General features: G+C 60.4%; 18 protein-coding genes and 3 tRNA genes. 15 read left to right on the top strand and 6 right to left on the bottom strand.

What is annotated here, in order from left to right:
• Window positions 1-5: 5 nt before the first annotated feature.
• The 5 genes from ACFOW7_RS09630 (at window position 6) to ACFOW7_RS09610 (ending at window position 5,231) form a co-directional block, all read left to right on the top strand.
• Window positions 6-1,517 (top strand): NADH-quinone oxidoreductase subunit M, encoded by a 1,512-nt coding sequence (locus ACFOW7_RS09630; RefSeq protein ID WP_378163546.1) that lies wholly within the window; start codon window positions 6-8, stop codon window positions 1,515-1,517.
• A gap of 19 nt (window positions 1,518-1,536) precedes the next feature.
• Window positions 1,537-2,991 carry an NADH-quinone oxidoreductase subunit NuoN gene (gene nuoN / locus ACFOW7_RS09625; RefSeq protein ID WP_378163544.1) on the top strand — a complete coding sequence of 485 codons (1,455 nt, stop codon included), beginning with the start codon at window positions 1,537-1,539 and terminating at the stop codon, window positions 2,989-2,991.
• A complete protein-coding gene (locus ACFOW7_RS09620) occupies window positions 2,952-3,290 on the top strand; it encodes a DUF2818 family protein (RefSeq protein WP_378163542.1) in 339 nt (112 codons plus the stop codon). The genes nuoN and ACFOW7_RS09620 overlap by 40 nt, the downstream gene beginning before the upstream one ends.
• 293 nt (window positions 3,291-3,583) lie before the next feature.
• On the top strand, window positions 3,584-4,324 hold the full coding sequence (locus ACFOW7_RS09615; RefSeq protein ID WP_378163539.1) for a sporulation protein: 741 nt from the start codon (window positions 3,584-3,586) through the stop codon (window positions 4,322-4,324).
• 58 nt (window positions 4,325-4,382) lie between these two features.
• Window positions 4,383-5,231, top strand: a complete 849-nt coding sequence (locus ACFOW7_RS09610) for a 2OG-Fe(II) oxygenase (RefSeq protein WP_378163537.1) — start codon at window positions 4,383-4,385, stop codon at window positions 5,229-5,231.
• A gap of 264 nt (window positions 5,232-5,495) precedes the next feature.
• Here the strand turns inward: ACFOW7_RS09610 and gltX are convergent, their stop codons facing one another.
• The 4 genes from gltX to gspL all read right to left on the bottom strand — a co-directional run bounded on the left by gltX (window position 5,496) and on the right by gspL (window position 9,627).
• Window positions 5,496-6,893 (bottom strand): glutamate--tRNA ligase, encoded by a 1,398-nt coding sequence (gltX, locus tag ACFOW7_RS09605; RefSeq protein WP_378163534.1) that lies wholly within the window; start codon window positions 6,891-6,893, stop codon window positions 5,496-5,498.
• A gap of 376 nt (window positions 6,894-7,269) precedes the next feature.
• Window positions 7,270-8,010, bottom strand: coding sequence for a type II secretion system protein N (gene gspN, locus ACFOW7_RS09600; protein WP_378163532.1), 741 nt, complete (start codon window positions 8,008-8,010; stop codon window positions 7,270-7,272).
• Complete coding sequence (gspM, locus tag ACFOW7_RS09595; protein ID WP_378163530.1) at window positions 8,007-8,459, bottom strand: type II secretion system protein GspM; 453 nt, start codon at window positions 8,457-8,459, stop codon at window positions 8,007-8,009. Before gspM ends, gspN begins: the two co-directional genes overlap by 4 nt.
• A gap of 16 nt (window positions 8,460-8,475) precedes the next feature.
• A complete protein-coding gene (gene gspL / locus ACFOW7_RS09590; protein ID WP_378163528.1) occupies window positions 8,476-9,627 on the bottom strand; it encodes a type II secretion system protein GspL in 1,152 nt (383 codons plus the stop codon).
• A 188-nt stretch (window positions 9,628-9,815) separates the two neighbouring features.
• Here gspL and ACFOW7_RS09585 point away from each other — a divergent pair.
• The 9 genes from ACFOW7_RS09585 to ACFOW7_RS09545 all read left to right on the top strand — a co-directional run bounded on the left by ACFOW7_RS09585 (window position 9,816) and on the right by ACFOW7_RS09545 (window position 18,495).
• Window positions 9,816-9,900 (top strand) — tRNA-Leu (locus tag ACFOW7_RS09585).
• 87 nt (window positions 9,901-9,987) lie between these two features.
• Entirely contained in the window at window positions 9,988-11,286 is a 1,299-nt protein-coding gene (gene tig / locus ACFOW7_RS09580; RefSeq protein ID WP_378163526.1) for a trigger factor, read from the top strand.
• 23 nt (window positions 11,287-11,309) lie between these two features.
• Entirely contained in the window at window positions 11,310-11,957 is a 648-nt protein-coding gene (clpP, locus tag ACFOW7_RS09575) for an ATP-dependent Clp endopeptidase proteolytic subunit ClpP (protein WP_378163523.1), read from the top strand.
• 126 nt (window positions 11,958-12,083) lie between these two features.
• Window positions 12,084-13,355, top strand: coding sequence for an ATP-dependent Clp protease ATP-binding subunit ClpX (clpX, locus tag ACFOW7_RS09570; RefSeq protein ID WP_378163521.1), 1,272 nt, complete (start codon window positions 12,084-12,086; stop codon window positions 13,353-13,355).
• A gap of 178 nt (window positions 13,356-13,533) precedes the next feature.
• Window positions 13,534-15,954 (top strand): endopeptidase La, encoded by a 2,421-nt coding sequence (gene lon, locus ACFOW7_RS09565; protein ID WP_378163519.1) that lies wholly within the window; start codon window positions 13,534-13,536, stop codon window positions 15,952-15,954.
• Between the two features lies 1 nt (window position 15,955).
• Window positions 15,956-16,363, top strand: a complete 408-nt coding sequence (locus ACFOW7_RS09560; protein WP_378163517.1) for an HU family DNA-binding protein — start codon at window positions 15,956-15,958, stop codon at window positions 16,361-16,363.
• A 48-nt stretch (window positions 16,364-16,411) separates the two neighbouring features.
• Window positions 16,412-16,487, top strand: a tRNA-Val gene (locus tag ACFOW7_RS09555).
• Window positions 16,488-16,504: 17 nt separating this feature from the next.
• Window positions 16,505-16,581 (top strand) — tRNA-Asp (locus ACFOW7_RS09550).
• Window positions 16,582-16,644: 63 nt separating this feature from the next.
• Window positions 16,645-18,495, top strand: coding sequence for a peptidylprolyl isomerase (locus ACFOW7_RS09545; protein WP_378163514.1), 1,851 nt, complete (start codon window positions 16,645-16,647; stop codon window positions 18,493-18,495).
• Between the two features lie 86 nt (window positions 18,496-18,581).
• Here ACFOW7_RS09545 and ACFOW7_RS09540 read toward each other — a convergent pair whose 3' ends face one another.
• A complete protein-coding gene (locus ACFOW7_RS09540; protein ID WP_378163511.1) occupies window positions 18,582-19,388 on the bottom strand; it encodes a CheR family methyltransferase in 807 nt (268 codons plus the stop codon).
• Window positions 19,389-19,648: 260 nt separating this feature from the next.
• Window positions 19,649-20,167 carry a hypothetical protein gene (locus tag ACFOW7_RS09535; RefSeq protein ID WP_378163509.1) on the bottom strand — a complete coding sequence of 173 codons (519 nt, stop codon included), beginning with the start codon at window positions 20,165-20,167 and terminating at the stop codon, window positions 19,649-19,651.
• A gap of 260 nt (window positions 20,168-20,427) precedes the next feature.
• Here ACFOW7_RS09535 and ACFOW7_RS09530 point away from each other — a divergent pair, with 260 nt between their 5' ends.
• Window positions 20,428-21,474 carry a hypothetical protein gene (locus ACFOW7_RS09530; RefSeq protein ID WP_378163507.1) on the top strand — a complete coding sequence of 349 codons (1,047 nt, stop codon included), beginning with the start codon at window positions 20,428-20,430 and terminating at the stop codon, window positions 21,472-21,474.
• Window positions 21,475-22,241 lie beyond the last annotated feature (767 nt).

Here is a 22,241-nt window from a genome sequence, read left to right as displayed (position 1 = left end):
TGGATATGTTCGATCATCTGTTGAGTCTGGCAATCTGGGTGCCGATCGCGGCCGGGTTGCTGGTACTGGCGACCGGCGGGGACCGCAATGCCGGTCTGGCGCGGATGCTGGCACTGGCTGGCAGCCTGCTGGGCTTCCTGGTAACGATCCCGCTGTACACCGGCTTCGCGCCTTTGCACGGCGGACCGCAGTTCGTGGAAATGAAGCCGTGGATCGCCGCCTTCAATATCAACTACCACCTCGGGGTGGATGGGCTGTCGATGTTCTTCGTCATGCTCAATGCCTTTACCACGGTACTGGTGGTGGCGGCGGGCTGGGAAGTCATCAAGGAGCGGGTGGCGCAATACATGGCCTCGTTCCTGATCATGTCCGGTCTGATCAACGGTGCCTTCGCCGCGCTCGATGCCGTGCTGTTCTATGTGTTCTTCGAGGCAATGCTGATTCCGCTGTATCTGATCGTCGGTATCTGGGGTGGCCCGAACCGCGTCTATGCAGCGATCAAACTGTTCCTCTACACGCTGCTTGGCTCGCTGTTGCTGCTGGTCGGCTTTATCTATCTGTACTTCCAGGCCGGCCAGAGCTTCGATATCGCGACCTATCACCGTCTGGTGCTGCCGCTGTCGGTACAAGGCTACCTGCTGATCGCCTTCTTCTTCGCCTTCGCGGTCAAGGTGCCGATGTTCCCGGTCCATACCTGGCTGCCCGACGCCCACGTCGAAGCCCCGACCGGCGGCTCGATGGTGCTGGCGGCGATCACCCTGAAGCTCGGCGCCTACGGTTTCCTGCGTTTTGCCCTGCCGATCGCCCCCGATGCGGCGCGTGAATGGGGCTGGATCATCGTTGCCCTGTCGCTGGTGGCCGTGGTGTATATCGGCCTGGTGGCGCTGGTGCAGAAAGATATGAAGAAGCTGGTCGCCTATTCTTCGATCTCGCATATGGGCTTCGTCACGCTCGGCATGTTCATGTTCGCCGGCGGCATGCCCACCACCTATGGTCTCGAAGGCGCGCTGATCCAGATGATCTCGCACGGTTTCGTGTCGGCCGCGATGTTCTTCTGTATCGGGGTGATGTACGACCGGGTCCATTCGCGCCAGATCGCCGATTACGGTGGCGTGGTCAACACCATGCCCAAGTTCGCCGCGTTCTTCCTGCTGTTCTCGATGGCGAATTCGGGTCTGCCGGCCACCTCGGGCTTCGTGGGCGAATTCATGGTGATCGTGGGTGCAGTCAAGGTGAACTTCTGGTATGCCTTTGCAGCGGCCTCGACCCTGATCTTCGGCGCGGCCTACACCCTGTGGATGTACAAACGGGTGATCTTCGGCGAAGTGGCCAATTCCCATGTGGCCGAACTCAAGGATCTGAACCTGCGCGAGTTCGCGGTGCTGGCAGTGCTGGCGCTGTGCGTGCTGGGCATGGGTCTGTATCCGGAAGCCTTTACCGCCAAACTGCATACCAGCGTCGATTCGCTGATCTCGCATGTGGCGAAGAGCAAGCTGCCGGGCGCACTGCCGCAATAGCGACAAGGACAAAACGAGAATGACTTTGGCTGATTTGAACCTGATGGCGGCCCTGCCGGAAATCTGGCTGCTGTGTGCCGTCTCGGCGATCATGCTGATCGACCTGTTTATCCCGGACGAGCGCCGCGACACCACCTATGTTCTGTCGCTGCTGGCGCTGGCCGGCTGTGCCGGGATGCTGTTCACCGGCTTCAGCTGGGCGCCGGCTGCGGCCTTTATGGGCATGTTCGTGGCCGACCCGATGTCGCAGGTCCTCAAGATCGGCATGACGGTCGGTACCGCCCTGGTGCTGGTCTATGGCCGGACTTACGCCGCCGACCGCGCCATCTTCCGCGGCGAGCTGTTTACCCTGAGCCTGTTCTCGCTGCTGGGCATGATGATCATGGCCTCGGCGACCAACTTCCTGACGCTCTATGTCGGTCTGGAACTGCTGTCGCTGTCGCTGTATGCCCTGGTGGCGCTGCAACGCGACTCGGTCACGGCGACCGAAGCCGCCATGAAGTATTTCGTGCTGGGTGCGCTGGCTTCGGGCATGTTGCTGTACGGTCTGTCGATGCTCTACGGCGCGACCGGCAGCCTCGACATCCATCTGGTGGCCCAGAAGATCGCCAGCGGTGCCGCCAACAAGACCCTGATCACCTTCGGCCTGGTGTTTGTCGTGACCGGTCTGGGTTTCAAGCTCGGCAATGTGCCGTTCCATATGTGGGTACCCGACGTCTACCAAGGCTCGCCCACGCTGGTGACGCAACTGATCAGCTCGGCCCCCAAGCTCGCCGCCTTCGCCTTTGTGATGCGTCTGCTGGCCCAGGCGCTGCCCGGGGTGGCCGATGAATGGCGCGGCATGCTGGTGGTGCTCGCTGTGCTGTCGATCGCCATCGGCAATGTGGTGGCGATTGCCCAGACCAATCTGAAGCGGATGTTCGCCTACTCGACCATCTCGCATATGGGCTTCCTGCTGCTGGGCATTCTGGCCGGCACCATCGAGGGCTATGCCGCGTCGATGTTCTACGCGATCGCCTATATGCTGATGGCCGCTGCAGGCTTCGGTCTGATCATGCTGCTGGCCCGCCAAGGCTTCGAGGCTGATCGTCTGGCCGACTTCAAGGGTCTGGCCAAGCGCAATCCCTGGTTTGCCCTGATGATGCTGATGGTGATGTTCTCGATGGCCGGTCTGCCCGTATTCGTGGGTTTCTTCTCCAAGCTGGCGGTGCTCAAGGCCGTGGTGGCCATCGATCTGGTGGCGCTGGCGGTGATCGCGGTGGTGTTCTCGCTGATCGGTGCCTTCTACTACCTGCGCGTCGTCAAGCTGATGTTCATGGATGAGCCGCAGGACAGCGCACCACTGGTGGCCAAGCCCGATATGGTGCTGCTGCTGTCGGTCAATTGTCTGGCGCTGCTGGTGCTGGGTCTGATGCCCGACAGCCTGCTGACCCTGTGCCACAAGTCGGTACAGATCTCGCTGGGGCTGCTGTGACGGCGGCTTTGTATGCCTACCTCGGATTGGCGGCCTTGGCCGCCAATTTGCCGTTTATGGTCGAGCGGGTGCTGTTCGTGCTGCGGCCGGCGTCGGGACGCAAGGCGTTTGGCTGGCGTCTGCTTGAATTCCTGCTGCTCTATATCGTGATGGGGCTGCTGGGCCGCTGGCTCGAATCGCGTTTCGGGCCGGTCCATGTGCAGAAATGGCCGTTCTACGCCACCACCCTGGCCCTGTTTGCGGTGGCGGCCTTTCCGGGCTTTGTGATCCGCTATCTATGGCGGCGGCCGGGACAGTAGCAGCTTATTGGCGCAGAACTATCTGGTTCTGCGTTTTTATCAAATTTCCTGCAAAACGGTTGCAAAGTACATGGCCGTTTTAAATCAGAAAAGCATTTTTTCTGATGAAAGCCTGTCGTAATCTTCCGAGGCCGTTGGTTGCTCTTTCTTGTGGATCTTCCGCTGTCCATCCGTTTGCTGCCGTCGTTCATTTCTTCTGATCGGTCAGCCATCGTGCTGCGCTTGCCGAGTCGCGGGCGCCGCCGCAGAATAGCCGCAAATTTTTGCCAAGTCGGCATCGTTGCGGAGATCCCATGTTCAAGAAACTGTTTGCCGCCGTCGGCATTGGTGGCGCCGAGGTCGATACCCAAGTCCTGTCGCCTACCCTGGTGCCGGGTCAGCCTTTCCGTGCCCGTATCGTGATCCGGGGCGGCTCGGCCGAGCAGGATATCGAAGGTCTGGAGCTGCGCCTGCTGAGCGCGGTCGAGGATGACGAAGGCGATGTGCACAATCCCGACCGCTCGCATATCCTGGCCCGCTGGAAGCTCCATGACCGTTTTACCCTGCGGCCCGGTGAAGAGCGCATCGTCCCGTTTGAAAACCTGCTGCCGCTGGAGACCCCGGTGACAGCCGTCAACTGCCCCAATAACAAAGCGCGGGTCTGGATCGATACCCAGCTTGAGATCGACGCCGCGATCGACAGCTCCGACCGCGACTATCTGCGCGTCGAGCCGACGCCCGCCATGGCGCTGGTGCTCGATTCGATGGCCCAGATGGGAATGGCGCTGCATACCGCCGATGTCGAGAAAGGCTATTGCACCGTACAGGGCCGTCGCTCCACCAGCGGCTGCTATCAGGAGTTCGAATTCCGTCCCTATCACGGCGGCCGGATCAGCGAAGTTGAAGTGACCTTCCTGCCTGAACTCCACTGCACCCATGTATTGCTGGAAATCGACCGCCGCTTCCGGGGCGACGCCTACCGTGGCTTCACCCTGCAACACGACCAGCTCAGCCGTCAGCAGGTGCAAAGTTACCTTAACCAGATCCTGGCTTGAGCAGCCGTACCAGCTTAAGTTATGCTGATGGTATTTTTCGTTTAGCGAGAGGTTCAGCATGTCTGTCACCGCATTGTCCTCGGCTTGGCGCGATTGGATCCGTGATGGTCTCGAACGCGGTTGCAGCCAGCAGCAACTGGTCGATGTGATGCTGCAAAACGAGTTCGAGGCCAATTTTGCCCGGGCCGCAGTATCGGTGGTGGCGCTTGAACCGCGCGGTGCGGCGGCGCAAAAGCCGCCCACCGAGCCGATGGTGCCGCATCGTTTCCCTCTGGACGGCAATACCGTGCCCGGACTCGATCGTCCGGTTCAGGTGTTGTTCCGGCTGGAACGTCCGCGGGTGATCCTGTTTGGCAATATCCTGTCGGAGCAGGAGTGCGAGCAGATCATCAATCTGTCGCGCAACAAGGTCGAGCGCTCGACCACGGTGGACAACGCCACCGGCAAGTCGGTCGAGCACGAGGCCCGTACCAGCGAGGGGACGTTCTTTCTATTGAACGAAAACGAGCTGATCGAGCGGATCGACCGCCGGCTTGCCGCACTGCTGCAACATCCGATCGAGTGCGGTGAAGGTTTGCAGATCCTGCATTACAATGTGGGCGGCGAATACCGGCCGCATTTCGACTATTTCGATCCGAATATTCCCGGCAGTAAGCCCCATCTTGAGGAACGTGGTCAGCGCATCGGTACGCTGGTGATGTATCTCAACGATGTCGAGGCCGGCGGCGAGACCATCTTTCCCGACCTCGGTCTGTCGGTGGCGCCACGGCGGGGCCACGGCGTCTATTTCGAATATTCGGACGATAGCGGCACGCTCGACCCGCTAAGTCTCCATGGCGGCGCGCCGGTGATCCGCGGTGACAAGTGGATCGCCACCAAATGGCTGCGTCAGCGCGCCAGCCGCTGATCAAGAAGAAAAAGAAAAAATCCTGCAAAACCATTGCAATATGGATTGCAGGTAAATAACAAAAATTAACAAAAACACCAGAAGTGCCAAGGTATGTCGGCGCTCCGTTCAAAATGAAAACGGCCACCAGCAAGGTGGCCGTTTGTTTTGGCGAGATCGGCGCGAGGCAGCCTGCAAGCCGAGCAAATTTACAGCGGAGTCACCGCCCGGCTGAGCGTTACCTGCCTGCCCGGACGCGCTGACGCCGACTGGTCTGGAAATGCATTAGCCAGCCAGCTTGCCCAGACGCTGGAGGACTTCCTCACGTCCAAGCTGTGCCAGCACCAGATCGACCGAAGGCGTCTGGGTGGTACCGCACACGGCAGCCCGCAAGGGCATACCCAGCAGCGGCATCTTGATGCCTTCTTCGGCAACGAAGCGCTTGATCTCGGCGCTCAGGCTCGTGCCGTCCCACGCCGGCAAGGCCGAGAGGGCCGTGCGGAACCGACCGAGCCGCGCCCGCGCCTCATCGCCCAGATGCTGGGCGGCGAGTTCGGCCGAGGCCGGCTCGTGGCGATAGAAGTAGTGCGCCTGCTGGGCCAGATCGACCAGATTGGTGACGCGCTCCTTCAGTAAGCCCACCACCTCGGCCAGGGCCGGACCCTGGGTCGGATCGATACCCACTTCCACCAGGAAAGGCGCGGTCAGCTCGGCCAGCCGCTGGTTGTCGGCCACCTTCATATGCTGCTGGTTGATCCACAGCATCTTCTCGCGGTCAAAGCGCGAAGGGCTGGGGCTGACGTTGGCCAGGTCGAACCATTCGACAAACTGGGCCATGGTGAAGAATTCATCGTCGCCATGACCCCAGCCGAGCCGGGCCAGATAATTGAGCAGCGCTTCGGGCAGAATGCCCTGGCGCTGGTAGTCGACCACCGATACCCGGTCCTTGCGCTTGCTCATCTTGCTGCCGTCGGCATTGAGGATCATCGGCAGATGGGCATACAGCGGCAGCGGCGCGCCCAGGGCCGCCAGGATATTGATCTGGCGCGGGGTATTGTTGACATGGTCGTCACCGCGGATCACATGGGTGATGCCCATATCCCAGTCGTCCACCACCACGCAGAAGTTGTAGGTGGGTACACCGCCCGGGCGGGCGATGATCAGGTCGTCGAGTTCGGTATTGGCGATTTCGATCCGGCCCTTGACCTGATCGTTCCAGGCCACCACGCCATCGAGCGGGTTGCGGAAACGGATCACCGGCTCGACCCCGGCCGGCGGTGGAGGCAAGGTCTTGCCGGCTTCGGGCCGCCAGCGCCGGTCATAGCGCGGCTTTTCACCGCGCGCCTCGGCTTCGGCCCGCATGGCTTCGAGTTCTTCCTTGGAGCAGTAGCAGTAATAGGCGGTGCCCGCTGCCAGCATCTGCTCCAGGACTTCCTTATAACGGTCCATCCGCTGCATCTGATAGAACGGACCTTCGTCGTGCGCCAGCCCGACCCATTCCATGCCGTCCAGAATCACTTGCACCGATTCCGGCGTCGAGCGTTCCAGGTCGGTGTCCTCGATACGCAGCACGAACACGCCAGCGTGTTTACGGGCATAAGCCCAGGAGAACAGGGCGGTGCGCACGCCCCCGATATGGAGCAGCCCGGTCGGAGACGGGGCAAAACGGGTTCTTACGGTCATGATGGCTCGTGTCGAGTCGGTCAAAACGACGATTCTAACCCAGCCCGGCTAAGGTGTTGGGGATTGGCCGTGGTGGAAGAGAGGAAAACGCGAGGAGGAGGCTGAGAGAGGGAAGAGATGGGTTATTTTCTCTATTATTTCTAATATTTCTCTAATGGCTATGGATTATCACGATTGGTTTTCAGAATATTTGTATTTTGCAGATTTTCGAGGCCAGGATGCACAAAAATCCGCCACGCTGTCCTCCGACTCCGACTCCGACTCCGACTCCGACTCCGACTCCGACTCCGACTCCGACTCCGACTCCGACTCCGACTCCGACTCCGACTCCGAGCGGACTGCTGTTCGGGTGGAGTGGGAGTCTTGGGTTCTGGACTTAGCGGACGTTGAGTTTGAGGCGGCGCCGCTCGGTCGGGGCGCCTGGGCCGATCTGGGCCAGCAGCGGGCCGACCAGATTTTCGGCGCCCGGGGCGGCACGTACGCCGATTTCGCCATGGAGACCGGTCTTGGGCGACCAGTTGCCACCACCGTCGAGCTGGAGCTGGCCGTTCAGGGTCTGCACCTGGAATTGCCAGCTGTCGCCTTGCGGGGACAGGACGGCACGATAGTCGCCCAGCTGCGGCAAGGTCGGGACCAAGGGAGAACTGGCCTGTTGCCAGTCAACGGTCAGGCCGCCGTCGATCTGGCTCGGGCTGACGGTGAGGCCGGGCGAGGCCAGCCGAATCCGGCCACCGAGTTGGAAGGGTTGCAGACGCCGATCCAGGCCCACGAGCGGAGCGGCGGCGAAACCGAGTTCTAGCTGTTGCAGCTCCAGCCTTTTCCAGCCCAGCCGCAGCATGGCGCCGCCTTGGTCGGCTTCGAGCCGATAGGTAAAGCGGCCTTGCAGCAGTTCACGCGGTTGCCATTGCCAACGCAGCCGCTCGAGCAGTGCCTGATCACCGATGGCGAGCTGGCCGCTGCCATGCCAGAGCGTGCCATCGGCGGCGGCGAGCTTGACTAGTCCCTGGCTGCGGTTTTCCAGCATCCAGCCAAGCAGGGTGCTCGGCAATTGCGCCACGGCGCACAGGGGCAGCAATAGCGCGAGCAGCAGCCACCAACCCCATCCGAGTCGTTTCATCGGCTCAACTCCGCTTGGGCATCGACCAGTCCGCCCTCGACTGTTTTGACGCTGAGTTTGTCGATCTTGACGCCCTGACGCCGGGCCTGATCGAGCAGACGCAGCAGCGCAGGCCAATCGACCGACTTGGCGTTGAGGGTGTAGCGCTTATCGCCGGCCGGTGCCAGACGCAACGCTTCGGGCGCGAAGCCGCTATTGGCGATCAGCGCGGCCAATCCGCCGCTGTTGGCGGCCGGCTGGCCGTTGAGCTGTTGCAGATCGCGCTTGAAGCGGGCGGCGTCGAGCCGCAGTGAGGGAAGGTTGGTGCTGAGCTGCTGACGTTCCTGCGCCACCGGCTCGAACAGCAGCACATAGAGCAGGACCACCGCCAGCAGCACAGCACCGCTGCCGAGCACCAGGCGTTCACGCGGTTGGCGCTGCTGCCAGAATTGGACGAGGGGAGAAGGCAAGGCGGGCATGCGCGGTCTAGAGGGGCTTCAGGGTGAGCTGGACCCGATCGGGCGGATTGCTGCGACTGTTTTCGACCCGGGCACCGGCTGACAGCGCCTGGGTCAGGGCCGGCAGATTCTCTGGCTTGGTCTGGTAGTGCACGACCAACGTGTCGCCATCGAGCTCAAAGCCGAGCAGTTTGGCGCCACCTGCACCAGGTAGGCGTGGTGCCAGTCGTTCCAGCTTGGCGAAGTTATCGTCGATGGTGCTGGGCTGGTCGGGTTTGCGTTCCTTGAGCTTGGCGGCGAGCTGGAGCTTGGCATCGACGATGGGCGTGCCGGGAAAGGCGGTGCTGAACGCGCTATTCATATCGTGGCGCAGGGCCTGTGCCTCGTTGCGCATGGCCATCCACCCGCCAAACCAGCTGCCGAGCCAGAGCAGGGCTGCGACACCGGCGAGCAGGGCAGTGGGGCGCAGTCGGCTCCAGTCGAGATCGAGTTCGGCCCCACGGGCGAATTCGCCCTGCAGCAGATTGACGGCGTCGGGACGCAATGGCTGGGTCAATGGATCGCAATCGACCCGCTCGACCGGGCGTTGCAGCCGGTCTTGCCAATAACGGGTATCGAGATCGAGCCGGCCATCGAGCCGCAGGGTCAAGGCCGACAGGGTAGGAATAAAGGCTGGCGGCTCGGCCGGGTTGGCGGCATCGAGCCAGACGCTGTCGCAACCCTGGCGCGAGGCCCAGCCGTGGCCGAACCAGGACAGGGTGTCGTAGGCATCAGGCAGTAGATCCGCCACGCTGTAGATCGCATGGAAGGTCACGCCGGCCTGGCGGCCTGCTTCGACTATCGCGTCGAGCAGCGCGCGCTCGATCACGGCGACCTGATAGGTATCACCGTCGGCACTCCAGGCCAGATGCTGGTCTTCGCCATCGCCAAGCAGTTGGTTGTCGAGCGCATGGGTCAGCAGCTTGCGCGCTTGGCGGCGTCCGCCAGGCGGTAGCGTGACCCGGCTCAGCAATATGCAACTGGCAGGAATGAACAATTCGATACGGGAGGCGCGCGGCAGAGCGGACAGAGCGTCGCGGCCATGGGCGCCACGATTGGCATCGAACAGGCGCCATTCGACCACCGTGTTCGGGGCCGGCAGCAAGGCATTCTCGGCGAGAAAAACTCTAAGCGTGGACACGGTGTCTTGGGGGTCGAAAATCGCCGGCAGTATGACACAAAGCCACGCTGGACCGGCAAGCATGACGGAAGGAATGCTGACGCTGCATGATGGGGTTTGTTTTTTTCTGGCGAGCTGCCTTATACTTTCCTATTCTCCACCCGCTGTGGGCGGTCGCCGGCTAGCCCGGTACCGGTCTTTTGGGGTGAGCGAGAGTGGCGAAATTGGTAGACGCACTGGATTTAGGTTCCAGCGCCGCAAGGTGTGGGGGTTCGAGTCCCCCCTCTCGCACCAGAATTTAGCAGCCGCCGGCCGTCTAAGAAGAGGTTTCGGCGCGTGCAGGTTCCAACCATCACACGCGTTCTATAGGATCGATTCAACATGCAAGCACAACTGGAAACGTTGGGACAACTGGAGCGCCGGCTCGACCTCGCGATCCCGATGGGCGAAATCGACGCCGCCGTGGAAGACCGGCTGAAGCGCGTGGCGCGTACCGCGCGTATTCAGGGCTTCCGTCCCGGCAAGGCGCCGCTCAAGATCGTGGCGCAGAATTACGGCTTCCAAGTCCGTGAAGAAGTCCTCGGCGAAAAAGTCGAGGCTGCTTTTAGCAATGCCGTCAAAGAGCAGCAACTGCGTGTTGCTGGCTATCCGCAATTCCAAGCTCAGCCGATCGAAGGCGACGCCTTCAAGGTCAGCGCCCATTTCGAAGTCTATCCCGAAGTGGTGCTGAGCGATCTGTCCAGTATCGAAGTCGAGCGTCCTCTGCTGACCGTCGGCGAAGCCGAGGTCGACAAGACCATCGAAATCCTGCGTAAGCAACGTACCCGCTTCGAGCGCGTCGAGCGTGAAGTGCAAAAGGGCGATCGCGTGATCGTCGACTTCAAGGGCACCATCGACGGTACGCCGTTTGCTGGTGGTAGTGCCGACAACTTCGCCTTCATGGCCGGCGAAGGCCAGATGCTGCCGGAGTTCGACAGCGCTGTCCTCGGCATGAAGGAAGGCGAAAGCAAGACCTTCGACCTGAACTTTCCGGCCGACTACCAAGGCGCCGACGTGGCTGGCAAGACCGCCAGCTTCGAAGTGACCGTCAAGAATGTCGCCGCTCCGGTGCTGCCCGAAGTCGATGCCGACTTCGCCCGTACCCTGGGTGTCGAAGACGGTGACGTCGCCAAGATGCGCGATGAGATCCGCAAGAACGTCGAGCGTGAAGTGAAGCGCCGTCTGTCGGCCCGTGCCAAGGAAAGCGTGATGAGTGCCCTGGTCGCCGCCAACCCGCTCGAACTGCCGCGCGCCCTGGTCAGCCTGGAAATCGGCCGTCTGGTCGAGCAGGCCAAGGAAGAGATGAAGTCGCGTGGTTTCGACACCAGCAAGCTGCCGGTGCCGCCGCAGGTCTTTGAAGAACAAGCCAAGCGCCGCGTCAGCCTGGGCCTGATTCTGGCCGAAGTGGTCCGCAGCAATGAGCTGCAAGCCAAGCCGGAACAGATCAAGCGCATCGTCGAGGAATTCGCCGAAGCCTACGAACATCCGGCCGAAGTGGTGAAGTGGTACTATGCCAGCCAGGATCGTCTCGATGGCCCCGAAGCACTGGCTATCGAAGACAACGTGGTCGAATTCGTCTTCTCCAAGGCCAAGACGGTCGAGAAAACGCTGAGCTTCGACGAGTTGATGGGTAACGCCTAAACAGGCGTGACTGTGAGGTAAACATGAGCAACTGGCAGCGATCGGATTGGATCAACGAACGTCCCGAGCCGCAAGGTCTGGGTTACGTGCCGATGGTCATCGAGCAGAGCGGCCGTGGTGAGCGTGCCTACGATATTTATTCCCGTCTGCTCAAGGAGCGGGTGGTATTCCTCGTGGGGCCCGTGAACGACACTACCGCGAATCTGGTCGTTGCCCAGATGCTGTTCCTGGAGTCGGAAAACCCCGACAAGGATATCTTCCTCTATATCAACTCGCCTGGCGGTTCGATTTCGGCGGGCATGTCGATCTACGACACGATGAATTTCATCAAGCCCGATGTCTCGACACTGTGTATCGGCATGGCCGCCAGTATGGGTGCCTTCCTGCTCGCCGGCGGCAAGGCCGGCAAGCGGTTCTCGCTGCCCAATTCGCGCATCATGATCCACCAGCCGCTACTTGGCGGTTTGTCGGGTCAGGCGTCGGATATCGAAATCCACGCCAAAGAGCTGATCAAGACCAAGCGCCTGATGAACGAACTGCTGGCCAAACATACTGGTCAGCCGGTCGAAACCATCGAGCGTGACACCGACCGCGATAATTTCATGAGTGCCGAGGCGGCCAAGGACTATGGTCTGATCGATCAGGTACTGGTATCGCGTCAGCCTGAATAAATATACGATTGCGTGGGCCGGCTTGTCCGGCCCGCATTTCTTTATCAGTCCGGATCCGCGCCGGGGGTTGATTGACGCCGGGCTTGGGTTCAAGCTATCCGGCATCTCCGTCGCGACGAGGCTCACATGTCCGACAAATCCAACGAAAAACTGCTCTACTGTTCCTTTTGCGGCAAAAGCCAGCATGAGGTGCGCAAGCTGATCGCTGGTCCGCAGGTATTTATCTGCGACGAATGTATCGAGCTGTGCAACGACATCATCCGCGAGGAGACCGGCACCGCGACGCCGGCTGCCAAGCCCGGTGCCAGCCAGAAACTGCCGACTCCCACCGAACTGCGCGATGAACTCGACCAGTATGTGATCGGACAGGACAAGGCCAAAAAGGCCCTGGCGGTCGCGGTCTACAACCATTACAAGCGCTTGGCCAATCCCGCTGCGCAAAGCGGTGATGTCGAACTGGCCAAGTCCAATATCCTGCTGATCGGTCCGACCGGTTCGGGCAAGACCCTGCTGGCGCAGACGCTGGCCCGGCTGCTCGATGTACCGTTCGTGATTGCCGACGCGACCACGCTGACCGAAGCCGGCTATGTCGGCGAAGATGTGGAAAACATCATCGCCAAGCTGCTGCAAAAGTGCGACTACGATATCGAAAAGGCCCAGCGTGGCATTGTCTATATCGATGAGATCGACAAGATCTCGCGCAAATCCGACAACCCTTCGATTACCCGTGATGTATCGGGCGAGGGCGTGCAGCAAGCTCTGCTCAAGCTGGTCGAGGGAACGGTGGCGTCGATTCCGCCGCAGGGTGGCCGCAAGCATCCGAACCAGGAATTCCTCCAGGTCGATACCACCAATATCCTGTTTATCTGCGGCGGCGCCTTTGATGGTCTGGCGACCATCATCCGGCAGCGTTCGCAGAAGGGCGGCATCGGCTTCGGCGCCAGCGTGCATAGCAAGGACGATGGCCGCGCCGTGGGTAAACTGCTGCGCGAATCCGAACCGGAAGACCTGATCAAGTTCGGCCTGATCCCCGAATTTGTCGGCCGTCTGCCGGTGGTCGCCACGCTCGACGAACTCGACGAGACTGCGCTGGTGACGATCCTGACCGAGCCGAAGAACGCCCTGGTCAAGCAGTACCAGAAGCTGTTCCAGCTCGAAGGTGCCGAACTGGAGATTCGCCCCGAGGCCCTGACGGCGATCGCCAACAAGGCACTCAAGCGCAAGACCGGTGCCCGGGGCCTGCGTTCTATCCTCGAAGCTGCGCTGCTCGACACCATGTACGAGCTGCCGTCGCAACGTGGGGTGGTCAAGGTGGTGATCGACGAGAATCTGATCGAGAACGGCGGTATGCCCATCCTTATCTACCGGGACGATACGCCACAGGCCCAGATTGCCTAGTCGCATCGCTCACCGCCAAAAACCGCCCTGAGGGGCGGTTTTTTTTCCCGGCTGCGGTTGCGGGCAGCCGGCGATTCGTTAATGATGAATCGAATCCTACTGCGGTCCGACGTTGAAATGCTGTCTGGCCGCCCCATCTTGTCTCCATTGCAAACCCCTTGCCAATTGGACAATTTCTATGTCTCAGCACACCGAACTCCCTGCCGAGCCGATTGATCTGCCGCTATTGCCGTTGCGGGATGTGGTGGTGTTCCCCTATATGGTGATTCCGCTGTTCGTCGGCCGACCCAAGTCGATCCGCGCACTCGAAGTCGCCATGGAGGCCGGCAAGCAGATCCTGCTGTTGGCGCAGAAGAACGCCGCCAAGGATGACCCGGGTCCGGCCGATATGTACGACGTCGGTACCGTCGCCACCATCCTGCAATTGCTTAAGCTGCCCGACGGTACGGTCAAGGTGCTGGTTGAAGGCAGCCAGCGCGCCCTGGTCAAGCAGATCGTCGAAACCGATGCTTATTTCTCTGTGTCGGCCCAGCCCATCCCGCTCGACGCCGCCGAGGACACCGAAACCGAGGCGATGCGACGGGCCTTGCTGTCGCAGTTCGACCAGTTCGTCAAACTCAATAAGAAGATTCCGCCCGAGGTGCTGACCTCGCTTGGGGGAATCGAGCGTGCCGGCCGGCTGGCCGACACGGTAGCAGCTCATCTGCCGCTCAAGCTCGAGCAGAAACAGGACATTCTTGAGATGTTCCCGGTGCGCGACCGGCTGGAACACCTGCTCAAGCAGCTCGAGGCCGAGATCGACATCTTGCAGGTGGAAAAGCGCATCCGTGGCCGGGTCAAGCGGCAGATGGAAAAGAGCCAGCGCGAGTACTACCTCAACGAGCAGGTCAAGGCGATTCAGAAGGAGCTGGGCGAACTCGACGAGTCGCAGGACTTTGACGAGCTGGAAAAGCGCATCAAGGCTGCTGGTTTGTCCAAGGAAGCCAAGGTCAAGGTCGAGGCCGAACTGAAGAAGCTCAAGCTGATGTCGCCGATGTCGGCCGAAGCTACCGTGGTGCGTAACTATATCGATACGCTGATCGGTCTGCCGTGGAAAAAGCGGACCAAGATCAGCAAGGATCTGCCCGAGGCCGAAAAGGTGCTCGATGTCGAGCATTACGGGCTGGAGCGGGTCAAGGAACGTATTCTCGAATATCTTGCCGTGCAGCAGCGGGTGGACCGCCTCAAGGCTCCGATCCTGTGTCTGGTCGGCCCGCCCGGTGTCGGTAAGACCTCGCTGGGGCAGTCGCTGGCCCGTGCCACCAACCGCAAATTCGTGCGTATGGCCCTGGGCGGTGTGCGCGACGAGGCTGAGATTCGTGGCCACCGTCGCACCTATATCGGCTCGATGCCGGGCAAGATCCTGCAATCCATGAATAAGGTCGGTGTCAAGAACCCGCTGTTCCTGCTCGACGAAGTCGACAAGATGGGGATGGACTTCCGCGGCGACCCCAGCTCGGCGCTGCTCGAAGTGCTTGATCCGGAGCAGAACAGCAGTTTTGTCGATCACTATTTGGAAGTCGAATACGATCTGTCCGACGTGATGTTCGTGGCCACGGCCAACACCCTCAACATTCCGGCGCCGCTGCTTGACCGGATGGAGGTGATCCGCCTGTCCGGTTACACCGAAGACGAGAAGATCAATATCGCCGAGAAGTACCTGGTGCCGAAGCAGATGAAGGCCAATGGCCTCAAGGAGAACGAGGTCGCCATCCAGGAATCGGCGCTGCGCGATATCGTGCGCTACTACACCCGCGAAGCTGGGGTGCGTAGTCTGGACCGGGAAATCGCCAAGATCTGCCGCAAGGTGGTGAAGTCGCTATTGCTCAAGCCCAGCGAGAAGCGGGTAACGGTGAGCGCCAAGAATCTCGATAAATACCTGGGTGTTCGCAAATACACCTACGGTCTGGCTGAGGAAAACAACCAGGTCGGTCAAGTGACTGGTCTGGCCTGGACCGAAGTCGGCGGCGAATTGCTGACCATCGAAGCGGTAGTATTGCCGGGCAAGGGCAAGATGATTACCACCGGTAAGCTCGGCGATGTGATGCAGGAGTCGATCCAAGCCGCACTCTCGGTGGTCCGCAGCCGGGCCGAAGCGCTGGGTATCGAGCAGGATTTCTACCAGAAGCACGATATCCATATCCACCTTCCCGAAGGCGCTACGCCCAAGGATGGCCCGTCGGCCGGTATCGCGATTTCCACCGCCATGGTATCCATCCTGACCGGTATCCCGGTGCGTGCCGATGTGGCAATGACCGGTGAAATCACGCTGCGCGGTGAAGTGCTGCCTATCGGCGGCCTGAAGGAAAAGCTGCTGGCGGCCCACCGTGGTGGTATCAAACAGGTACTGATTCCGGAAGGGAATACCAAGGATCTGGTGGAAATTCCCGACAACATCAAGCAAAAGCTGGAGATTCATCCGGTGAAATGGATCGATCAGGTACTGACCCTGGCCCTGGAGCGACAGCCAATCCCTCAGGCTCCTGCCAATGGTGAAACTGTACCGGAACCGGCACCTAATCCCGCACCTGTAGTAGCGCCTGCACCGACCAAACACTAATATGTCATATTGGCCGATCGCCCGGAAATCCAGTACGGGCGCGGCTTTGCGCTTGACACGGGAAAAATGCGCTTGCTATAAAGCTCGTGCGATTGACCTCCCGTTGACTTATCCCACCAACTCGAAAGGGGACGTAATGAACAAGTCGGAACTGATTGATGAAATTGCCGCGCAGGCCGAGATTTCCAAGGCTGCTGCTGGCAAAGCGCTGGACGCCACCATCGCTGCCGTCACCAACGCGCTGCAAGCCGGCGACACCGTGACCCTGGTCGGCTTTGGTACTTTCTATGTGGGCCAGCGCGAAGAGCGCAGTGGCCACAATCCGCGTACCGGCGAAGCCATCATGATCAAGGCCGCCAAGCAACCGAAATTTCGTGCTGGCAAATCTCTGAAAGATGCCGTACAATAGCTAGCTTCGTTGCCCTTAAGACAGTTTGGGCCTAAGTAATAGCGGTGGGGGTGGTTAGCTCAGTTGGTAGAGCGTCTGCCTTACAAGCAGAATGTCGGCGGTTCGATCCCGTCACCACCCACCAGCACGCAGCAGATTTCTGGAGCGGTAGTTCAGTTGGTTAGAATACCGGCCTGTCACGCCGGGGGTCGCGGGTTCGAGCCCCGTCCGCTCCGCCAAACAAAAGGGTGAACTTAGTTCACCCTTTTTTATTTTGTCCTGAGCCCTGTCCGAGGAGCCCGATGTTCGATTTCGTCAGCAAGAACCGCAGCGTGGTGGTGGTCGCCCTGGGCCTGGCCGGCCTGGGCATCGTGTTTACCGGCAGTGAGATGTTTGCCAACAACGGGCCGTCTGAACAGGGCCTGCTTGCTGAAGTAGGCGGCAAAAAGATCACCGAACGCGACTTGGCCTTGGCCATCGGGCAACGCAATGTGCCCGATTCGGTCAAGCCCCAGGTGATCGAAGAACTGGTGCAGAAGCAACTGCTGCTCAACGAGGCTGACCGCCTCAATCTGCGTGCCGTCGACATCCAGTTGCGCCAGACCATCCTGACCATCGACGCTTTCAAAAAAGACGGCAAATTCGATCCTGCACTGTACAAACAGGTGTTGTCCCAGCAGGGCAAGACGGTCGACCAGTTCGAACGCGAACTGCGTGACCAGCTCCGCATCCGCAGTGTGGTGGCCGGTTCGGCCGAAGGCAACTTCGTCTCCAAGCTGGCGATGGAGCGCCTGCTGGAGCGGATGGCCGATCAGCGCGAAGTCGCCATGGTTGCCATCGAAGTCGAACCCTTCCTGGCTCAGGTCAAGGTCGAAGAAGACGAAATCAAGAAGTTCTACGCCGCCAACGCGGCGAGTTTCAAGCAGCCTGAGCGGATCAAGCTCGAATACGTGGTGCTGTCGCGCGAAGAACTGGCCAAGGCCATTACCATCGACGATGCCAAGGCCCGCAAGTATTTCGAGGACAATCGCGCCACCTTGGCCGACAACCAGGAACAGCGCACCGCCCGCCATATCCTGATCAAGGTCGAGCCGCAGGCTTCGGCTGCCGACAAGGCCGCGGCCAAGCAGAAGGCCGAGCAGTTGCTGGCCGAACTGCAAAAGGACCCGGCCAAGTTCGCCGAGTTGGCCAAACAGCATTCGCAAGACCCGGGCTCGGCCGTCCAAGGTGGTCTGCTGCCTGCCGTGGGTCGCAACGGCGGCTTCGTCAAACCTTTCGAGGACGCGCTGTTCAAGCTCAACAAGGGCGAAACCAGTGCAGTGGTCGAGACCCAGTTCGGCTATCACATCATCCGGCTCGAAGATGTCCAGCAGAAGACTTTCGAAGACCTGAAGCCGCAGATCGTCAACCAACTGCAACAGCAGGCCATCACCCAGTCCTGGAATGACACCAAGGACAAGTTCGCCGAGTTGGCCTACCAGCAGCCCACCAGCATCAAGCCGCTGGCTGACCAGTTCAAGCTGACCGTGCGCCAGACCGAATGGGTGCGGCGCGATGGCGGCAGCGGCGACCCGATGCTTGATGACCCGCAACTGCTCGAAGCGATCTTCAGCGAAGAAGTCACCAAGAAACAACAGAACAGCGAAGCCATCGAGGTTCGTCCGGGCTTTGTACTGGTCGCTCGCGCTGCCGCCTACGAGCCGGCTCAGCAGCAAGCGCTCGATACGGTGCGTGCCGATATCACCGCCAAGCTCAAGGCGCAAAAAGCCCAGGAACTGGTGCTGGCCGAAGGCAAGAAGCAACTCGAAGCCCTGCGCAAAGGCGAGACGCTGAATCTGCAATGGCAGGCTGCCCGTCCGGTCAGCCGCCTCAACCCGGCTGGTCTGGCCGAGAAGGCAGTCGATGCGGTCTTCGCCGTGCCGCTGAAAGAGGCTCCGGGCTATACCGGCCTGGCCAACCCGAGCGGCAGCGGCTTTATCCTCTACAAGGTCAGCAAGACCGCCAATCAGCCGCTCGACCCGGCCATCAAGCAAGGTCTGGCCGATTCGATGCGGCAAGTACTGACCCAGCAGGAGATCGAGGCCAATCTGAAGGCTTTGCGCGAACGCTATCCGGTACTGATGAACATCAAGGCCAACCAAGAGAAGCCTTAAACGAATTCTGGCCTAATTCGAGCCAAACCGTTTAAACAGAACAGCTAGTGGAGCAATCCACTGGCTGTTTTTTTGCTGATGGCTAATCAGCGCTTTTCGATCTCGTAGACGGTCTTGCCGCGCAGCTTGAATAGATGGGTAGCGTGGTAGAGATTTTCGGAATGCCCCACAAATAGCAGGCCATTGGGGCGCAGCAACGGTACGAAACGCTCCAGAATGCGCAGTTGGGTCGGGCGGTCGAAGTAGATCATCACATTGCGGCAGAAGATCGCATCGAACGGCCCTCGCAGCGGCCACACCGGGTCGATCAGATTGAGACGGCGGAAGGTGATCAGGTCTTTGAGCTCCTGCTTGACCTCGTAATGGCCGTCGCCGCGCCGGTTGAAATGGCGTTGCAGTTGCAGCGGAGTCAGCTTATCGACCTTATCGGCGCCATAGATGCCGTCCTGGGCGGTCCTGAGCACATTGGTATCGAGGTCGGTGGCGATAATGCGCACCGGTGGCCTGGTACTGTCGAAGGCTTCGGCGGCGGTAATGGCGATCGAATACGGCTCTTCGCCGGTCGATGAGGCCGAGCACCAGATATTGAGCGTGCCCAGCGGGCGATTGGCCCGCAGATGCTCCAACAGCACCGGAAAATGATGGGCCTCGCGAAAGAACGAGGTCAGATTGGTGGTCAGCGAATTGATGAACGCTTCCCACTCGGTGTCATTGCCGCGCTCAAGCAGGCTCAGATATTCCTGGAATGTGGTAAAGCCATGGGCACGCAGCCGTTTGGCCAGCCGACCGTAGACCATATCGTGCTTGCTGTCGTTGAGCGCAATACCTGCGTAGTCGTAGATCAGCTTCTTGATGCGTTCGAAGTCCTGTTGGGTGAACTTGAATTCACGCATGGAGGGCGAGTGCGAAGAGGACATAATCACGGACGCAGGGAAAAGGTATCGCTTAATCTTAGCAGTTACTTTTGCCACGATCGGCCGAAAGCACGGCCCGCCCGGATGGGCTCCGGACGGGGCCATGATGGCCACTTGAGCCTGGCCGATAAGCCGAAAATCGTCCTTTTCAGTGAAGCCGAGATGATTGCCTTTGCGCTATCGGGTCCGAGCCGGACCCGCAGGGAATGCCCATGGCTTCGCTGACAATCCCGTCTTGCTCAGACACAAAAAGGTGGTCCACGGCGCTCGTTCAGGCGGCCATGCCGGCGTTCCTCATACAGATGATTGCGCACCAGCCGCTCGACCGTCGGCGCCACTTCCGGCAGAAAACGGGCGAGCAGCCAATCCTCGGCCACCTTCTCTTCGCCTGGCAGCGCTTGCAGGCTGCAATTGCTCCACTCGACCGTCGCCACCAGCTCGACCAGTCCGTGTGCCTCGGGACATAGCTCGCGGCTGCACAGGGTGCACAGCTCGCTGATCTCGTCGAGCGCCAGGCCCAGTCGCAGACCGAGCCGGGTGGTTTCCGACCAGACCACATCCCAGTGCAGCGTTCCTTCCCATTGCCTCTGCTGCACCACTCCCCAATGGCAACGATAACCGCGGGCAGCGCGGTATTTATCGAGCAGGCCGGTCCAGTCATGCCGCGCCTCGTCGGACCCGAGCGCCAGAGTGTTGCGTTGACGCAGATAGTCGAGATAGACGGCGGGCGGCGGCAGGGCTTCGAGCAGTTTGGTCATGACGGCTTTTCCAACGATAAAGGGAAAGACAGCGTAAGCCGTACCGGCCTTCGCGCTACCCGATAAGCCGGCGTAAACGCTTTCCGTCGCTGCCTGACCTGTTGGCCTTATCAGCTTGGCCTACCGGTCAAAATCGGTAGCATGGGTAGACACTGGGGAACCGGAGCAGCGCCGACGGGGTTTGCTCACGGCGTCGGGACGGGCGGACGCACCGGCCGCTCGACGTAAAGCCAGCGCTAAAAAAGCACAAGGAGGATTCTATGGTCACTTCTGTTAACGCCGTGCGTGGCGCGGCGGGCGCCCGTCCGGCGGAGATTCTGGCCGGGCTGGCGGCGCTTGCCGATGCCTATTCCCTGTCCTGGAACACTGCACTCAAACTGCTTCAGGACAGCGTGGAAAAGCTCTATCTGCAACAGGGAAGGCGGGTCCGCTGCGTCTTCGATCCCGATGCCGAACCCAGCCTCTACGGCCTTGAGCAACGGCCCGGCGGCGAAGTACGCCTCAACGATCTGTTGCAGCCCCGGCTGGCCTGGCTGCGCCACCGGATCGAGGAATACCTCGACAGCGAGGCCGAACGCGCCGGCTGGCCGCTGGCCGTGGTCGAGGTGCTGGCGCGCCACGAGGATCATCTGCTGCTCAAGGTGCTCGAATCGGAACAGTTCGCCGACGGTGAGACCGCCATCCTGCCGTATAGCCATCTGGCCGCGCTCGATCGAGAACAGGTGCTTCAGGTCGGTGCCAACTTCTATGCCCTGCTGCGGCCACGCCCGCTAGCGGTGGTCGGCAAGGAGTCGTGGCATACCACCCAGGCACCTTGGCTTGCCAGCCGGCTCGATGCCCTGTTTCTGAAAAAACTTTTCTATCGCATGGTGCCGATGGACTGCCGGGTCGATATCGCCGGCGGCGTCGGCCTGATCGTGATTCCGACCGGCGCCGATATGGGCCGCTGTATCGGCCCCAAAGGCGAATACGCCAAGACCTTGCGTCTCCAGGCCGGCCTCAAGCGCATCCATTTTGCGCGTGAGGTGCCGGGACGCTGCTCCTCACCTACCCACCGGGTCCGTTTTGCCATTTCCCAGATCAGCGGCCATGGTCGCTTCCGCTGTGTCGATGGCGAAAACGGCGTGGTCCGGGTATTCGTGCCGCCGGCCAATGCCGCCGAAATCATCGGCGCCGATGGCGTTAATCTGCGTTTTACCCACTTCCTGAGCGGCCAGCAGATCACCGTGACGTCGACGGGCTATAAGGAAGATCAAGTTGACAAGCCGCTTGACGTCAGCGAGCGGCTAGCGGCGGTGAGATCCTGATCTGCTTCTGCTGCCACGCTGATCCGCCGTCGGCCGCTCCGGCCGGCGGCGTAAAGCGATTCCCTGGATAAATCCCGTGTGCTGAAGTCTGCCGGCTTCAGCCTGCTCATTGTTCTGATTCTCCTTAGAAATAGCGTTCAATTTCATCGAGCCGCAGACTGCGCCAACTGCAAGATGGCGTAATGCGCTTTTGCTATCTTTTCTGATGATTGCTGGTCCCGGACACACTGATGGAGGGGGCTTATGGCCTGGTGCCGCTCAGTGCAGTGGTAATGGTTGGAAGACAGATCGAAAGCGAATCGATAAGCCGGGATAGCCAGGTGGGAGACCTGTCCAGGTGACGCTGGGGTGCGATATTCTCCGGATGCATTGGCGCTGCTTATGGATAAATATATGCATTTCTAATTAATCCTGGCCATTCGTCTTGAAAAAAGTTTGCATATTATTTTCTATTTTGGAAATACCGCTAAAGCTGCGATTTGCTTTGTCTGACCGTAAAGGGTTTTCAGGCGATCTGGCGGGCAGAAGGTTGGGTCCTGCCGTGATAGCGTGTGGCGGTCGGTCCAGTCGGATCAAGCTCTTGCCACTGCCAGGGGGATAGCAAAATTGCTCAGCCGCGTTTGCCTCGATATGGATCATTCACTTCGACCGGCCACTGGTTCAGTGTTCGCCGGACGACTTGGCCGGCTTATCCACGTCAGATGGCGCGGGCCGACAGTCTGGCCCGCAGCCGTCCAGCAGTGTGGGCGGGGTGCCGACGGCCAGGA

The organism is Chitinimonas lacunae (assembly GCF_042650885.1).
GTDB classification, from domain to species: Bacteria; Pseudomonadota; Gammaproteobacteria; order Burkholderiales; family Chitinimonadaceae; genus Chitinimonas_A; species Chitinimonas_A lacunae.
Note: the sequence above shows the minus strand (reverse complement) of the source record. Positions and strands in the feature narration are given on the sequence as shown.

What these genes read in the sequence shown, in the direction of transcription:
- ACFOW7_RS09630 (WP_378163546.1), top strand. Translation starts at nt 6, where the DNA reads ATGTTCGATCATCTGTTGAGTCTGGCAATCTGGGTGCCGATCGCGGCC.
- nuoN (WP_378163544.1), top strand. Translation starts at nt 1,537, where the DNA reads ATGACTTTGGCTGATTTGAACCTGATGGCGGCCCTGCCGGAAATCTGG.
- ACFOW7_RS09615 (WP_378163539.1), top strand. Translation starts at nt 3,584, where the DNA reads ATGTTCAAGAAACTGTTTGCCGCCGTCGGCATTGGTGGCGCCGAGGTC.
- ACFOW7_RS09610 (WP_378163537.1), top strand. Translation starts at nt 4,383, where the DNA reads ATGTCTGTCACCGCATTGTCCTCGGCTTGGCGCGATTGGATCCGTGAT.
- gltX (WP_378163534.1), bottom strand. Translation starts at nt 6,893, where the DNA reads ATGACCGTAAGAACCCGTTTTGCCCCGTCTCCGACCGGGCTGCTCCAT.
- gspN (WP_378163532.1), bottom strand. Translation starts at nt 8,010, where the DNA reads ATGAAACGACTCGGATGGGGTTGGTGGCTGCTGCTCGCGCTATTGCTG.
- tig (WP_378163526.1), top strand. Translation starts at nt 9,988, where the DNA reads ATGCAAGCACAACTGGAAACGTTGGGACAACTGGAGCGCCGGCTCGAC.
- clpP (WP_378163523.1), top strand. Translation starts at nt 11,310, where the DNA reads ATGAGCAACTGGCAGCGATCGGATTGGATCAACGAACGTCCCGAGCCG.
- clpX (WP_378163521.1), top strand. Translation starts at nt 12,084, where the DNA reads ATGTCCGACAAATCCAACGAAAAACTGCTCTACTGTTCCTTTTGCGGC.
- lon (WP_378163519.1), top strand. Translation starts at nt 13,534, where the DNA reads ATGTCTCAGCACACCGAACTCCCTGCCGAGCCGATTGATCTGCCGCTA.
- ACFOW7_RS09560 (WP_378163517.1), top strand. Translation starts at nt 15,956, where the DNA reads ATGTCATATTGGCCGATCGCCCGGAAATCCAGTACGGGCGCGGCTTTG.
- ACFOW7_RS09545 (WP_378163514.1), top strand. Translation starts at nt 16,645, where the DNA reads ATGTTCGATTTCGTCAGCAAGAACCGCAGCGTGGTGGTGGTCGCCCTG.
- ACFOW7_RS09540 (WP_378163511.1), bottom strand. Translation starts at nt 19,388, where the DNA reads ATGCGTGAATTCAAGTTCACCCAACAGGACTTCGAACGCATCAAGAAG.
- ACFOW7_RS09535 (WP_378163509.1), bottom strand. Translation starts at nt 20,167, where the DNA reads ATGACCAAACTGCTCGAAGCCCTGCCGCCGCCCGCCGTCTATCTCGAC.
- ACFOW7_RS09530 (WP_378163507.1), top strand. Translation starts at nt 20,428, where the DNA reads ATGGTCACTTCTGTTAACGCCGTGCGTGGCGCGGCGGGCGCCCGTCCG.